The 14,142-nt window shown below is 52.1% G+C and carries 15 protein-coding genes, 1 tRNA gene and 1 pseudogene; 10 read left to right on the forward strand and 7 right to left on the reverse strand.

Going from position 1 to position 14,142, the window contains the following annotated elements; genetic code table 11:
- The first annotated feature begins 165 nt into the window (after positions 1-165).
- The 6 genes from pheT (at position 166) to OCX61_RS09300 (ending at position 6,600) form a co-directional block, all read left to right on the forward strand.
- Positions 166-2,547 carry a phenylalanine--tRNA ligase subunit beta gene (gene pheT, locus OCX61_RS09275; RefSeq protein ID WP_261943509.1) on the forward strand — a complete coding sequence of 794 codons (2,382 nt, stop codon included), beginning with the start codon at positions 166-168 and terminating at the stop codon, positions 2,545-2,547.
- A 4-nt stretch (positions 2,548-2,551) separates the two neighbouring features.
- Positions 2,552-2,854: an integration host factor subunit alpha gene (gene ihfA, locus OCX61_RS09280; RefSeq protein ID WP_003250679.1), complete on the forward strand. Its 303-nt coding sequence runs from the start codon at positions 2,552-2,554 to the stop codon at positions 2,852-2,854.
- Positions 2,835-3,191 (forward strand): MerR family transcriptional regulator, encoded by a 357-nt coding sequence (locus tag OCX61_RS09285; RefSeq protein ID WP_008100384.1) that lies wholly within the window; start codon positions 2,835-2,837, stop codon positions 3,189-3,191. The genes ihfA and OCX61_RS09285 overlap by 20 nt, the downstream gene beginning before the upstream one ends.
- Before the next feature lie 112 nt (positions 3,192-3,303).
- Positions 3,304-3,380: transfer RNA gene (locus OCX61_RS09290), tRNA-Pro, on the forward strand.
- Between the two features lie 209 nt (positions 3,381-3,589).
- Entirely contained in the window at positions 3,590-4,324 is a 735-nt protein-coding gene (locus OCX61_RS09295; RefSeq protein ID WP_261943510.1) for a hypothetical protein, read from the forward strand.
- Positions 4,321-6,600 carry a DEAD/DEAH box helicase gene (locus OCX61_RS09300; RefSeq protein ID WP_261943511.1) on the forward strand — a complete coding sequence of 760 codons (2,280 nt, stop codon included), beginning with the start codon at positions 4,321-4,323 and terminating at the stop codon, positions 6,598-6,600. Before OCX61_RS09295 ends, OCX61_RS09300 begins: the two co-directional genes overlap by 4 nt.
- 299 nt (positions 6,601-6,899) lie before the next feature.
- Here the strand turns inward: OCX61_RS09300 and OCX61_RS27310 are convergent.
- From OCX61_RS27310 to OCX61_RS09315, 3 genes and pseudogenes are all read right to left on the reverse strand, one after another.
- Positions 6,900-7,043, reverse strand: a pseudogene (locus tag OCX61_RS27310) (IS66 family transposase); the annotation flags it as partial.
- A gap of 43 nt (positions 7,044-7,086) precedes the next feature.
- Entirely contained in the window at positions 7,087-7,920 is an 834-nt protein-coding gene (locus tag OCX61_RS09310; RefSeq protein WP_261943513.1) for an HNH endonuclease, read from the reverse strand.
- Positions 7,921-8,264: 344 nt separating this feature from the next.
- On the reverse strand, positions 8,265-8,528 hold the full coding sequence (locus OCX61_RS09315; RefSeq protein ID WP_261943514.1) for a DUF3077 domain-containing protein: 264 nt from the start codon (positions 8,526-8,528) through the stop codon (positions 8,265-8,267).
- Between OCX61_RS09315 and OCX61_RS09320 the strand changes: the two genes are divergently transcribed.
- A complete protein-coding gene (locus OCX61_RS09320; protein ID WP_261944377.1) occupies positions 8,460-8,636 on the forward strand; it encodes a hypothetical protein in 177 nt (58 codons plus the stop codon). The genes OCX61_RS09315 and OCX61_RS09320 overlap by 69 nt on opposite strands.
- A 98-nt stretch (positions 8,637-8,734) precedes the next feature.
- On the opposite strand, the gene OCX61_RS09325 is transcribed toward OCX61_RS09320, so the two are convergent.
- Complete coding sequence (locus tag OCX61_RS09325) at positions 8,735-8,926, reverse strand: hypothetical protein (protein WP_261943515.1); 192 nt, start codon at positions 8,924-8,926, stop codon at positions 8,735-8,737.
- 873 nt (positions 8,927-9,799) lie between these two features.
- Between OCX61_RS09325 and OCX61_RS09330 the strand changes: the two genes are divergently transcribed.
- The 3 genes from OCX61_RS09330 to OCX61_RS09340 are packed head-to-tail and all read left to right on the forward strand — an operon-like array spanning position 9,800 to position 11,316.
- On the forward strand, positions 9,800-10,033 hold the full coding sequence (locus OCX61_RS09330) for a colicin E3/pyocin S6 family cytotoxin (RefSeq protein WP_261943516.1): 234 nt from the start codon (positions 9,800-9,802) through the stop codon (positions 10,031-10,033).
- Positions 10,026-10,340 (forward strand): hypothetical protein, encoded by a 315-nt coding sequence (locus OCX61_RS09335; RefSeq protein ID WP_261943517.1) that lies wholly within the window; start codon positions 10,026-10,028, stop codon positions 10,338-10,340. The genes OCX61_RS09330 and OCX61_RS09335 overlap by 8 nt, the downstream gene beginning before the upstream one ends.
- 1 nt (position 10,341) lies before the next feature.
- A complete protein-coding gene (locus OCX61_RS09340) occupies positions 10,342-11,316 on the forward strand; it encodes an ImmA/IrrE family metallo-endopeptidase (protein ID WP_261943518.1) in 975 nt (324 codons plus the stop codon).
- A 900-nt stretch (positions 11,317-12,216) separates the two neighbouring features.
- Here OCX61_RS09340 and OCX61_RS09345 read toward each other — a convergent pair.
- The 3 genes from OCX61_RS09345 to OCX61_RS09355 form a co-directional block, all read right to left on the reverse strand.
- Complete coding sequence (locus OCX61_RS09345) at positions 12,217-12,483, reverse strand: DUF3077 domain-containing protein (RefSeq protein WP_261943519.1); 267 nt, start codon at positions 12,481-12,483, stop codon at positions 12,217-12,219.
- A 103-nt stretch (positions 12,484-12,586) separates the two neighbouring features.
- Entirely contained in the window at positions 12,587-12,829 is a 243-nt protein-coding gene (locus OCX61_RS09350) for a hypothetical protein (protein ID WP_060513428.1), read from the reverse strand.
- 397 nt (positions 12,830-13,226) lie between these two features.
- Positions 13,227-14,135, reverse strand: a complete 909-nt coding sequence (locus tag OCX61_RS09355) for a DUF2167 domain-containing protein (RefSeq protein ID WP_261943520.1) — start codon at positions 14,133-14,135, stop codon at positions 13,227-13,229.
- Positions 14,136-14,142: the final 7 nt, after the last annotated feature.

Here is a 14,142-nt window from a genome sequence, read left to right on the forward strand (position 1 = left end):
AATTCGTGCGCCAGGCTTTGCACCGCAAGGCGCCACGACGAGTCGTAGCCAGCTACGGCGAGGAGTGGCAACGCAGCGGTGCGAAGCCTGGTGCCGAAGTTGGGCGTGCGGGTTGGTCGTACAGGTCACTCAGTCAATGCCCGACGCAACTTTCAGGAGAACAGCATGAAATTCAGTGAACAGTGGCTGCGCGGTTGGGTAAACCCGCAAGTCTCCCGTGACGAACTGGTCGCCCGCCTGTCCATGGCCGGCCTCGAAGTCGACAGCGTTACCCCCGCTGCCGGCCAGTTCAGCGGCATCGTCGTGGGCGAGATCCTCGCCACCGAACAACACCCGGACGCCGACAAGCTGCGCGTGTGCCAGGTGAGCAACGGCCAGGAAACCTTCCAGGTCGTGTGCGGCGCGCCTAACGCCCGCCCAGGCATCAAGATCCCGTTCGCCATGATCGGCGCCGAACTGCCAGGCGACTTCAAGATCAAGAAGGCCAAGCTGCGCGGCGTCGAGTCGTTCGGCATGCTCTGCTCGGCCGCCGAACTGCAGATCAGCGAAGAAAACGACGGCCTGCTGGAACTGGCTGCCGACGCCCCGGTTGGCGAAGACATCCGCCAGTACCTGAGCCTGGACGACGCCAGCATCGAGATCGGCCTGACCCCGAACCGCGGTGACTGCCTGTCCATCGCCGGCCTGGCCCGCGACGTCAGCGCCCTGTACGACGTGCCGGTCACCCGCCCGGTGGTGCCAGCCGTTGCCCCGGCCCATGATGAAGTGCGCCCGGTCGAAGTCAGCGCCCCGGCGGCCTGCCCACGCTACCTGGGCCGTGTCATCCGCAACGTCGACCTGAGCAAGCCGACCCCGCTGTGGATGGTCGAGCGCCTGCGCCGCAGCGACGTGCGCAGCATCGACGCCGCCGTCGACATCACCAACTACGTGATGCTCGAACTCGGCCAGCCGATGCACGCCTTCGACCTCGCCGAAATCAACGGCGGCATCCGCGTGCGCATGGCTGAAGAGGGCGAGAAGCTGGTGCTGCTCGACGGCCAGGAAGTGGCCCTGCGTGCCGACACCCTGGTCATCGCCGACCACACCCGCGCCCTGGCCATCGCCGGCGTCATGGGTGGCGAGCACAGCGGTGTGAACACCGAAAAAACCCGCGACCTGTTCCTCGAAAGCGCCTTCTTCGAGCCGATCTCCGTTGCCGGTAAGGCCCGTTCCTACGGCCTGCACACCGATGCCTCGCACCGCTACGAGCGCGGCGTCGACTCGCAGCTGGCCCGCGAAGCCATCGAGCGCGCCACCCAGCTGATCCTCGACATCGTCGGCGGCGAAGCCGGCCCGGTGGTCGAAGCCGTCAGCGAGCAGCACCTGCCGAACGTCGCCCCGGTCACCCTGCGCGCCGAACGCATCACCCAGATGCTCGGCATGGAGATGGACCCGGCCCAGGTCGAGCAGCTGCTCAACAACCTTGGCCTGGCGACTAAAGCTGAAGGGGCAGGGCAGTGGACCGTCAACGTCCCAAGCCACCGCTTCGACATCAGCCTGGAAGTCGACCTGATCGAAGAGCTGGCCCGCCTGTACGGTTACAACAACCTGCCAGTGCGCTACCCGCAAGCCCGCCTCGCGCCGCAAGCCCGCCCGGAAACCCGCGGCGAGCTGCCAAACCTGCGCCGCCTGCTGGTCGCCCGCGGCTACCAGGAAGCCATCACCTACAGCTTCATCGACCCGAAACTGTTCGAGCTGTTCAGCCCAGGCGTCGAGCCGCTGCTGCTGGCCAACCCGATCTCCAACGACATGGCCGCCATGCGCGCCTCGTTGTGGCCGGGCCTGGTCAAGGCACTGCAGCACAACCTCAACCGCCAGCAAGACCGCGTGCGCCTGTTCGAAAGCGGCCTGCGCTTCGTCGGCCAGCTCGGTAACCTGCAGCAGCAGCCCATGATCGCCGGCGTCGTCACCGGCAGCCGCCTGCCAGAAGGCTGGGCGAACGGTCGCGACACCATCGACTTCTTCGACGTCAAGGCCGACGTGGAAGCCTTGCTGGGCTACAGCGGCGCCCTGAGCGACTTCACCTTCGCCGCCGGCAAGCACCCAGCCCTGCACCCTGGCCAGACCGCCGTGATCCAGCGCGACGGCAAGGACGTCGGCTACCTCGGCGCCCTCCACCCAGAGCTTGCCAAAGCCCTGGACCTGGACCGCCCGGTGTTCGTCTTCGAGCTGGTGTTGGGTGATGTGGTCGAAGGCCGCCTGCCGAAATTCAGCGAACTCTCCAAGTTCCCGGAAACCCGTCGCGACCTGGCCTTGATCGCAGGACGTGATGTAGCTTCTAGCTCGGTGCTTGAAGTAATTCGTGACAATGCAGGCGAATGGCTCACAGACCTCAGGCTGTTTGATGTCTACCAGGGTAAAGGTATTGATCCTGATAGAAAAAGCCTCGCCGTCGGCTTGACCTGGCAGCATCCATCGCGCACTCTTAACGACGATGAGGTGAACGCCGCACTGCAAAATATCCTCACCTCGCTCGAACAAAGGTTGAACACCACGTTAAGGAAATAACGGCATGGGTGCTCTGACGAAAGCTGAGATGGCCGAAAGGCTGTACGAGGAGCTGGGGCTTAACAAGCGTGAGGCCAAGGAGCTGGTCGAGCTGTTTTTTGAAGAAATTCGGCACGCACTTGAAGAGAACGAGCAGGTCAAGTTGTCCGGTTTCGGCAACTTCGACCTTCGCGACAAACGCCAGCGGCCGGGCCGCAACCCCAAGACAGGGGAAGAGATCCCGATCACCGCACGGCGCGTCGTCACCTTTCGTCCAGGGCAGAAGTTGAAGGCCCGGGTTGAGGCCTATGCTGGAACCAAGCCATAACGACGAACTGCCCCCCATACCGGGCAAACGCTACTTCACCATTGGTGAGGTCAGCGAGTTGTGTGCCGTGAAGCCACACGTGCTGCGGTATTGGGAGCAGGAGTTTCCTCAGCTCAACCCTGTGAAACGGCGGGGGAACCGGCGGTATTATCAGCGGCAGGATGTGCTGATGATTCGCCAGATCCGCGCCCTGCTGTATGACCAGGGGTTTACCATTGGCGGGGCGCGGTTGCGGCTCTCCAGTGATGAGGTGAAGGATGAATCGAGCCAGTACAAGCAGCTGATTCGGCAGATGATTGTCGAGTTGGAGGATGTGTTGGTGGTGTTGAAGAAGTAGGCTGGTTTCTGATGAGTGGAAAATTTTTTGAGAAAAAGGTTTCATTTATCAGGAGGTTAGGGTACATTCTTCAACGTTCTCGGCAAGATTGAGAACATGCTTCAAGCCCAGTCGGGGCGTAGCGCAGCCCGGTAGCGCACTTGCATGGGGTGCAAGGGGTCGAGTGTTCGAATCACTCCGTCCCGACCATTATTGAAACGAAAAAGCCCAGTCGGAAACGACTGGGCTTTTTTGTTATCCCGAAAAATATCCTCCACCACCTCTTAGATTTAGTCTGCCATTCACCTTGTAGCGATAACGTACGTCTTTACATAAGGTTTGGATCCGTATGTAATGGCATTATGATATGTGCGGCTGTTCTGAAATCTATGCGCCGCGTATCCATGAATGGAGGCGACATGGGGTTGGTGCTAGGCGACGAGAAGTCCGACTTGGAGTGGGGGTGCTCATACCACGAAATTGCAGATTCTTTTGGATATCGAGATATAAGAATCTGCCTCGTCAATGTTCGTAGCTTAAAGGATTTTTCTGAAAAGCTGACGGGTACAGTGCTTGATACGTCGTGGATGATGAGCCTAGATAAGGGCGTTCGAAGGCAGTATGACTATACAGTCAAAGAAACAGCTGCTCTTCTGGTTGAAGTTTTTGAGCAAACTAGCGCTGAAGGGACTATAGGTGCTGAGTTTGGCGAACTAATGGTTTCTATAGGTTCAGCCAGGGCTCTTGAGCAAATTTTTGAACACGTTCGTTTACCGATAGCTGAACTTTGGAAGCCGCAGGCAAAACAAAACGAGGGTTTTGATTTTCACACGGTTTGCAGATCAAGCTTCATAAACTTCGGTGAGGCAAAATACTCGGGCTCTTCGAATCCTCACGGGTTGGCAATTGGGCAGGCTTCAGATTTTATTAAAGTAGAAAAACATTTTCGCGATCGCGCGCACTTAGAGAAACTTGCCTGCCCGATTTCCATCTCTAATTTGGATGATGATAAATTTGGGGTTGTTGCAGCATTTTCAGTTAACTCTGACAATCCAATGTTGATTTTTAAGAATGCTCTAGAGTCGGCTAAAACATTTTTGGGTGATAATAGTGTAAGTGGGTTCTATCTTGTTGGTGTCAAGGAGGACTTGTGAGCAATATACTTGAAATAAAAAATTCTAAGGACCCATATTCTGGTATTTCGAAGCTGCTTGGGGTTTTACATGAAGAAGGCCCGGTGCGCTCGGAAATGCTAGAGAGCTTAGCGCTCTATAAGGAATTTCATAAGGATGTTTTCTTAGAATTAGAAGAGTCTATCATATCAGCGATCGGTCTTTTTTATAAAATAAATTCGCCTGCCAATTTATACGCTTTGCTGATGTCATCAGTCGGCGCGCAGCATAAAAAGGACTTCGGGGAGCTGTTAACTCCTGTGCAAGCAAGCGTAAGGCGTGCAATTGAAGAAAAGCAGTTTGTTTCGATATCTGCACCAACATCGGCAGGGAAGTCATATTCTATTCGGGACTTCATTGCAGAGCAGAGTGGCGATGCAGTTATCGTTGTTCCATCTCGGGCGTTGATCGCAGAGTACATGAATACAATTAGGGATCGTTTTGCTGGCGATAAGACCGTAATGGTGTCTTCATTTATTGATTCTGTATTCACGAATCGTAACCTAAGGCGCATCTTTATTTTAACGCCAGAGCGCGCTAGAGAATTGTTTGTATCGGGACCTAAGCTGAGTGTCAATGTGTTCTTTTTTGATGAGGCACAGGTTTCTGAAGAAAAGACGCGAGGTGTAGATTTCGATGTGCTTGTGCGGCGCGTTGCTAAAGCTTTCCCCAAAGCGAAATTAATATTTGCTCATCCATTTGTTGAAAATCCAGTAGCGCAATTCAAAAAGCATAGCATTCCAGTTGAAAAAGGATATGCACGATCTTATTCTCACGGTGCTGTAGGGAAAATAAGTATATTTAGGCATGCAAATCAAAAGGATTATTATTTCTCACCGTTTCAGGAGAAGGGTTATTTATTGACTAATGCTTGCGAGTATGAAGGTGGTTTTGAGGGGTTTGCGTTTAATGGACAGCATTCCATATTAATATTCGTGTCTAAAGCATCTATCTATAATGATAGGTTTTCTGCTGGGTTTGAAAAATATATAAACGAATTTCCTGATATTGTTGATGAGGAGGCTCTAGAGATAATCAAAGCGGTTGAGCATATGTTGGGGGCTGATGTAAAGGAACATCGCTCTAAGCTAGTAGCTCTACTCAAGAAAGGCGTAGTGATTCATCACGGTTCTGTTCCATTGGAGGTTAGATTTTTAGTTGAGAAATTCATCAGGGGAAAGTATGCGAAAATTTGTTTCGCTACGAGTACCTTGGCCCAAGGAGTTAACATGCCATTTGATATTCTCTGGTTGCAAAATATGAGGATGATTGGCGATGGAAGCGATAAGTCGCTATCATTTAAAAATCTTATTGGGAGAGCTGGAAGATTGACAGCTTTCAAAAAATATGATTACGGGTATGTCTTTACTGAAAGTCCGAAATTATATGCGGAACGTTTAAATGATACGTATTCCCTTAGTGAAGTATCTATTCTCGATAAAGAGTATGAAGGTGATGATGCGGAAGTAAAGGAGGTAATAGACTCGATTAAAGACGGCTCGTTTGATGATGACTATAACATGCCGCAAACTAAGGTTGCACGTCTATCGGCTTCACCTGTGTTGGCTGCATGCCGAAAAGTGCTTGATATAATATACGAAGGAAATGAAATTAGGAGTGGCCTCTCTGGTAAAGAAAGTAAAGATCAGCGTATGGCGGTGCGAGAAAATTTAAAAATAATTTTCACTGCCTCTATAAAGCGTCCACTTTATTCTGGTGAGGAAAAAGTGTTTGACACCGCAATAATGATATTTTTATTGGCGGTTAGTGGTCGCTCTTTCAGAGAGATTGCGGGCATCCGTTTCAGTAATATATCAAAGCGTGATTCGGGGCGTGATGGTCCTGCCGATTTCGCACAGCCTGCGCATAAGCTTCCAGACGCAAGGCTGACTAATAGTTTCTCACTGTTTAGTGGCGTGTTGGCAAGAAATGTTAGCTATGATGCTGTCGTGTTTGATACCTATGACTATATGGACCAAGTAATATCGTTTTCCCTATCGGATGTGTTTTTAGCATCTTTCAGGGTGTATGGGGAGCTGACTGGCGATACGCGCGCTCAAAAAATGGCAGAGCTATTGAGGTATGGTACTAACAATGTAATGCATATGCTATTAATGAGGTATGGTTTCCCTCCGGAGAGTGTTTCTGAGATATCCGATTACGTTTTATTTGTTAATGAGAAGGAGATTGTCTTCTCTCCGGCTATCGCCAAAGCTCCTCGGCATATTCAAGATTTGACGGAATGGTATCGGCCGTAGGGTTTGTTAGGTGTTCAGTCCGCAAAAGTTATGGTGCACCCTTGACCCCCACGAGGAGGATGCATTTTGGAAAGACGGCTCCATGGTTCAGCCCGCACGACGCCGCAAATTAGAGCTGAACTCCAAGCGTCGAAAGAGTCGAAATCCCGATACCGGCTGAACGTGAAGAGCGTCCCAAGTGACAATTACGAACCACTACGCAGGACGCTCAGATGGAGCCTGCCAACCCGCGCGGCGCCAAGCGCCTTTGAAGAGGCGATGGTGGTGGAGTTCCGGCAGCGCACGATGATACCCCTGGACGACATGCTGGGCCACATCCATGATTGGCTACTGGCTTCTCGGTCAGGCTCTTTAAGAGTCTGGACCCGAGCTTCATCGCAATGAACGATGCGGCTATTCAATAGGCTGTCGCGGATCAGATTCAGCAGGCGCTGAAAGCGCTCGCCGCTGGCCTGTCTCAACTCTTCAAGTAATTGCTTTTCCTCTTTATAGATGATTTTGTTGTGTTGCCTTTTTTTGTAAAACCTTGATGTCTTTTTTGCAGTTGATGATGTGCATTCTTCGGTGGCAGTTGGGGCAAAGCGCAACTGTATTATCGATTGAATCTGCTCCTCCATTAGCAAGCCATTTTATATGGTGCGTTTCCAGATACGGCTCACCATTTTTGCGCTCAAATGGCGCGGGCTTTGTGCAGAGTTCGCAGTTCCCTTTGGAGCGTCGCTTGGCAAATTCCGCTACCCATATCGATCTTAGGTAGTATGGCGCTTCCGTATGGCGCCGACTAACGAACGAGCTTTCAGTCCGGCGCGCGTTTTCCTCAATCTCCGCGTCGTTAAATTTTTTTATTTTTTTCTCTTTTACTTTAAATACACCTAATAGTGATGAGGCTGGAATTGTCGGAGGCTCTCCGATACTCAGTTGGAGTGGAAATACCCATACTTTCCTGAGTTTTTTGCGAGCGTCGTATTGCTGTTCTTGATATGCGTCGCCGGCCAATAAAACCTCGCCGATATAAGTATATTGCTGAGATTTAAATACTTCGAAAAGGTGTGCTGTGACGTTATTCTTTGGTAGTTCGTTTAGCGTCTTATTTTGAGCGAGGTTTAAATTTTGATCGCCGTACTGGCCCATGCCGGTATAGTGAAAAATGTCACCTATCCATCTGTCATCATAAACAGATTTCACATGGTTAGAGACGATTACTAAGGTATTCGTTGCATGGGATCGTCGCATTCCACCTTGAGTGCTGCACTGAAAAGTGTTGGTCAGAATTTCGTTGTTGATGATTGTCCCCGGCATTAGGGCAGTTATTGATGGCACTGTATGAATCTCACGCTTAGCGATGGCATATTGCCTGACACTCTAGCGTGAAGTCCTACAAAGGGAAAGGAAATCTCCTACATCAATATCTGCATCGATTTGCGGTGAGCGGTCCTAAGAAATCCCTTGAAGATCGTGCCCCGGGGATATCGGTGAACAGTCATTGAAATGGTCTGTAGCGGTAGCCCCGATCGTTGTCGCTGAAACTGCTTAGGATGTTAATTTGCAGCATTCGTGAATTCTCCTGAAGCAGGGACTTGGATTGTTGGGGCCGCTTTGCAGCCCATCGCCGGCAGCGCAGCTCCCACAGCGCGGACGGTGCAGGTGCTGCTGGAGGGGTTTTTTCAATCTTTCATTCCCAGTTCGGCATCATTGAGCAGGGCCTTGGCCTGGGCGCTAAGATGGTGCGAGGCCCAGAGCAGCTGGGGTTTGTCTTCCATCAGGCCGTCGATGGTCAGGTCGCGGACGTAGCCCATCAGTTTCGAGGCCTGTTCGCGGGCGCTTTGGCAAGAGATGCCGGGTTCGATTCGGAAGAGGGGATGGATCTGATTATCACCTTGGTAGGAGGTGGTTTTGCCGGCTGGTTTATTGGGTTGCCATTGGTTCATCTTCCTGATGTGGTAAATGCCTGGGCTGGCCCTATCGCCGGCAAGCCGGTCTCCCACAAGGGCACCACACGCCTAAGAGTCGTCTACAACCTCAGGGACACTGTGTGAGGGCGCTACCCTGCGAAAGCGTCAGGGCAGGCAAATCCTGATGCGGATTAATGCAGCGTCTGCGGATCATCTGGTTTTTGGATTTGGAACAGAGCCGATTAGAGCAATTTGCGCAGGGCATCAAGCTCGTGCATGGACGTCATGATCAACAACGACACAGGTGATTTCGTCTGCATCAACATCGCCTGCTGGGCAACTACTTCGGCACAGAGCGCATAGTCGGCGGCCATCATCAGTGTGTCTTTGAGGGAGTGGAGATTGTAGAGTGGATCGGGAACGATCTTCAGCATGCTTGCACTACAACGATGGTTGAGCTGCACACCAATTAACCGTCAAGCAAGTAGGGTGGCAGCAGTACGTAGGTTGACGGATCGAGATCGTTAGCACTCGGCGCACACAATGTACCCGCACGTACAGTTGCTATAAGCGTATGCAAACGGATAACGATCAACGGCCCGTCAAGCTCGGTCGCCGAATTAGCAGCGACTGACCGAGACTAGGATTTACATTGACCATGTGCAACGAAATGGGCGTCAGTAATATCTTTGAGTAACGTCCTAAAGGAAAGGAGTTGAATCTGATTTTTCGTCTGTAGCACATAATAATATGTAAATTTTCAGTTTCGGAAATAGCAATTTTAATATCTTTCTCTGTCGTTCCATAAGGGCTTCATGGAGGAGACTCAGACAAACCAAGCTGCCCGGCTCACTCAGTATTCCTGCGAGGTGAGGCCTGGCATTTGGATTATGAGTGCATTGGATTATTGCTGAGAACTCCAGCGCAGCAGGTGACTTACGCAATGTTGGAGTCTTCACTGCAGGGCCACGCTCCCGGCGCGATCTGGCCCATTCGAGAGCCTAAATCGTGATTGCGATCAGCACAGCCGGCGTGCAATTCCGGGCAATAGTGTTACGCCATCATCACTCGCCAGAATTCTCACTGGTTTGTTTCGGTGCGTGGCGCAGCAACGTGTAACTCTTGACTATAAGATTTTTAGTGCCGGTGTGCGCCAGGTGTGGTGCCTTTCTCAGCGTATACCTGGTCACACAATTTTTCATACTGCAGCGAGTCTTCGCGCACCAGTTAACGATTTCATGACCATAGAGGAAATCGCGCGCATATGTTACGATTGGTCACCTTACCGGTCATCCCAAGGAGCCGTGGTGACTAAATTACCTATCCCCAGTCCTTCCTATCTTGATAAGCAAGAGTATCTAGGGTTTATCCATGGTGAGCGTCGCTGGAGATCGTTATGTAAGCGTCGCATTTATACCTGGGATGCTTTTCATGGGGAAATTGAGGTCTTCAACTCAAGAGGTAAGCATCTTGAAGTATTAGATGCAGAAAGCGGGGAGACTATCAAAGATGCTGTAAAAGGGAGAAAAATCAATGTCTGAGAAAGTGTTCATTGAGCTTTGCGCGGAAGGCTTGGCACTTCCTGAAGAGATAGACGACTACATTGATGCATGGCATGAGTCAGATTTTCCTGGCGAGATATATACATATCTTGGCATGTCTCAAAAGGAGTATCGCCTTTGGACTCGTGAGCCCGATTTGCTGTACTTTATAATAACCGCTAGAATTCAAGGTCGCTCTCTTGAGATGATGTTGGAAGATATGCACGATCTCCCACTTGCTGCACGTGCCGACTCGCCAAAAAAGGCCAAGGCTCTGATGGAATGGTTAAAACAAAAGGGAATATAAATTGCGTAAAGACATTGTCGTTAATTTGGCGAAGAGGATGCATGTCCGGCACGCTTTAAGTCTCCCGGTTGATGTGGAGGCTCTAGCTAACAAGTATGCCGACTTAAGATTTGAAGAGTTCCCAGTCGACATCGACGGTGTGGCAGCTAATTTAAAGCAGCTTAATAAGCGACCGACCATCCTTGTGAACAAAAATCGAGTGGCAACTAGGCAGCGCTTCACCATTGCACACGAAATCGGCCATGTAATTATACCTTGGCATATGGGGACGATTTGCGATGTTACCATCGAGAAAGCCGCTGATGGCGCTCAAGATTATTGGGAAATGGAGGCTGAAGCAAACTCTTTCGCGACTGAGCTTTTGATGCCTAGTGCATGGGTGTTAGAGCAGATAGGCAATAACACGGATTTGGCTTCTGTTAATAAACTAGTTGCAAAGGAATGCAAGGTTTCTCCCATAGCGGCAACCTTGCGGCTTCGTTCTCTATTATCGCCTGGATATATCTTCATTGTCGTTGGTGCTGATGGTGTAATTAATTATTCTGGTCGAAGTGATGAGACATGCGCAAGCCCGCCTGGCAAGGGAAGTAGCAGAGATGTCCTGAGTCGACTTGAAAGTGTTAGCGCGTCATACTCAGTCGTGATTGGGGGCAGTGAATATGTATGGTTTAGAATTTCGAATGAGGTCGCCTTGGAGCGCGACGGTCGAGGCGATTGGCGCCAGATCCTTGATGAAATGGTTAAGGATTGTACGCAGGATCCAGACTTGCAAATGAGGTATAAGCAAAAAATTAATGGCGTTCTCGGATATGCGAATAGTATCATGCGGAAAGGCACCTATACAGAAGCTACCCTTTATAGCGCCTGTTTGCAGCGCTTCTACAATAACGAAACTCTCGATGCTATTATAAAGCATGGAAGGTTTAAAGATTTTCTCGCAAGTAAAATTAAGGAGCTAATTTCTAGCAAGGCATGAGGCTCAAAGTGCGACGGCACCTTACTAGTCTATATGCGGAAATAGAAGTAGCAGACACCGCCTGGAATAGGCCGGCGAGACCATGGCAATATGGCTTTTCGCGAACCTGCCGGAGCACGTTACCATCCGGCGGTCCACTTTCAGCGCGCCAAACATCCGTTCGGTGATGTTGCGCTGTCACTACTTACGTCGACTAAATAGCCTCGGTAAAAAAGTTTAGGTTTGCGTCTCGTGGAGCGCAATGATATGACGGGTTTCAGATCGCAGTATCGGCGTAGTGCTTGGGCGTTGAGGCTCTTGTCGGCAAGCGGCCATTTACAGCGTTTATGCGGGGGGCACGTTAGCATTGATGGAATGCTGATCACGTCCAGCAGTGGTTGAGCCTAATTATCACTTACTTGTAAACTAGAGAGGAATAAACGCAGCGGTGTATCATTTAACTCGCAGAGCATTTGGTTTTAGATTGTTAGACCGTTCCGCCTGTAATCTAGAATGCACTCGGCAGGCTCATCAAGCCCCTTGTTTTTAGCTCCTGATAAGACTTAAGTTGAGATTGCTGCATAAAAGTTGATTATCATGTTTGCAGTTCAATCAAGTCTTGCTGGTTCAGTCTCAGGTGACGGTTCCAGCTTATAATTGGACACCGTCGGGCTTCTTCATCCTCGGAATATTTTATACACCTTATGCTATGAGCCAAGGCAGTCCAGGATATTTCACCATACAATACCCGAGTAAGCTGTATTGTCGCCGCTCGAATCGCTCGGGGTGGTGATTTTAATCATTGGTGAATTCTCCTGGAGGTTGGACATGGGCTTCGATTGTTGGGGCCGCTTTGCGGCCCATCGCCGGCAAGTGCGGCGCCCACATGAATGAAAGCGGCGGTGCCGGAGGTGAACTGTTTCAATCTTTCATCATGCCCAGTTCGGCATCATCGAGCAGTGCCTTGGCCAGGGCGCTGAGATAGTGCGAGGCCCAGAGCAGCTGGGGTTTGTCTTCCATCAGGCCGTCGATGGTCAGGTCGCGGACGTAGCCCATCAGTTCTGAGGCCTGTTCGCGGGCGCTTTGGCAAGGGATGCCGGGTTCGATGCGGAAGAGCGGATGGGTCTGGTTATCACCTTGGTAGAAGGTGGTTTTGCCGACTGTGCATTTGGTTTCTTCGGTGGCCATTGGCTGATCTCCCTGAAGTTGTAGCTGCCTGGGCCGGCCTAATCGCTCGCAAGCTGGGGACCCGAAGACGAAAGCTTCAGACCAGGCAGAATCATGATGCGATTTAATGTAGCGTCTGCGGGTCGGCTGGTTTCTGGATTTGAACCAGCGCCGATTCGAGCAATTTGCGCAGGGTTTCTAGCTCGTGCATTGACGTCATGATCAGCAGCGACACGGGTGACTTGGGCTGCATCAGCATTGCCTGCTGCGCAACGACCTCTGCGCAAAGTGCGTAGTCAGCCGCCATCATCAGCGTGTCTTCGAGGGAGTGGAGATTATGGGGTGGATCGGGGACGATTTTCAGCATGCTTACGCTCCAACAATGGTTGAGCTGCGATCCACCTCGCTGTCAAACGGGAGGGTGGCAGCTGTACGCGGGTTGACAGACCGAGATTGTTGGCACTCGGCGCACAATAATGTGCCCGCACGTACAGCCGCCATAAGCGTGTGCACACGGACAACAATCGACGGTCTGTCAAAACCGATCGCTGAATTGGCAGCGACCGGCCGAGACTAAGTTCCACGTTGACCATGTGCAACGAAAAATGGACGTCGGCAGTATCTTTGGGAAAGGTCCTACAAGGAAGGGGCTAAATCTGATTTTGTTAGCCAAAGGGCGTAACAATATGTGACTGCTCAGCCCCATAAGCCGACTCGAACAATTGCGGTATTGGCCCACCCAGTATGGGTGAGCCAGCTCAGAATCAGGCTCGCTTGCGCTTGAACAGCTTGCCGAAGAACCCGGCGATGGCCACCAACCCCAGAACGATAAACTTCTTGAACGCCAGCAAGGCAACCCCAATCTTGGCGAACAGCCCCGCCTTGGCAGCAATGCCACCGGCAACCAGTGCGGCCAGCCCGTAGGGCGCCAGCTTGTCGGTCTTGGCGTCGTAGTCGGCGTAGCGGTTGCCGTCGGTGAAGTTGGTGAAGGCGAGGATCTTCGGCGTTTCCTGCTTGATGGTCTGCAGGTCGGCCATCGCCGCCACGGCGTTGAGCTCCAGCACGCCTTCGCGGCCCAGCACGCGGATGCTGTAGTTCAGCGTGGTCTGGTCGGCGTCTTCGGCCTTCAACTCTCGCGCCCAGTACATCTTGTGGGTCGCCTGATCGTAGCTCGGTGGCTCGGCCCAGCCCAGCAGTGTCAGGCCGGCATAGCCTTGCTCGCGACGCTCCTTGTTGTCTTCCTCGTCATCGGCCTTCATCTGCTCGAGCAGGTCGGCGTAGTCGATCTTGGCTGCGTCATCGTCGGAAATGTGGCCGTCGTTCTTGTAGCTGATGATCACGCCCCAGCCGTTGTCGGCCAGTGGGTTGACGGCGGTCGGGATGATCATGCCGAGGGTCTCGAAGCCCGGTGGGTTGCCCCAGCCTTCGGTCAGCAGGCGCTCGGTGTCGTCCGGCGAGAGGTAGTAGAACTCATTGTTGAGTTGCAGGCTGGCGATGCCGCTGGGCAGGGTGATGTTGCCGTGCTGTGGCTTGAGCGTGGCCAGCCACTGTTCGGCGGTCTGCTGTGGTTGTTCGCTGGCGGTTGGCGCAGACGCGGGCGTGTTGGCGGCAATGGCGGGCAAAGCGGTTGCGCAAAGCAACACTGCCGCCAATAGCTGGCGCAGGTGTTTCATTGTAGTC

Source organism: Pseudomonas sp. LRP2-20, from assembly GCF_024349685.1.
In the GTDB taxonomy this organism is placed as follows: Bacteria; Pseudomonadota; Gammaproteobacteria; order Pseudomonadales; family Pseudomonadaceae; genus Aquipseudomonas.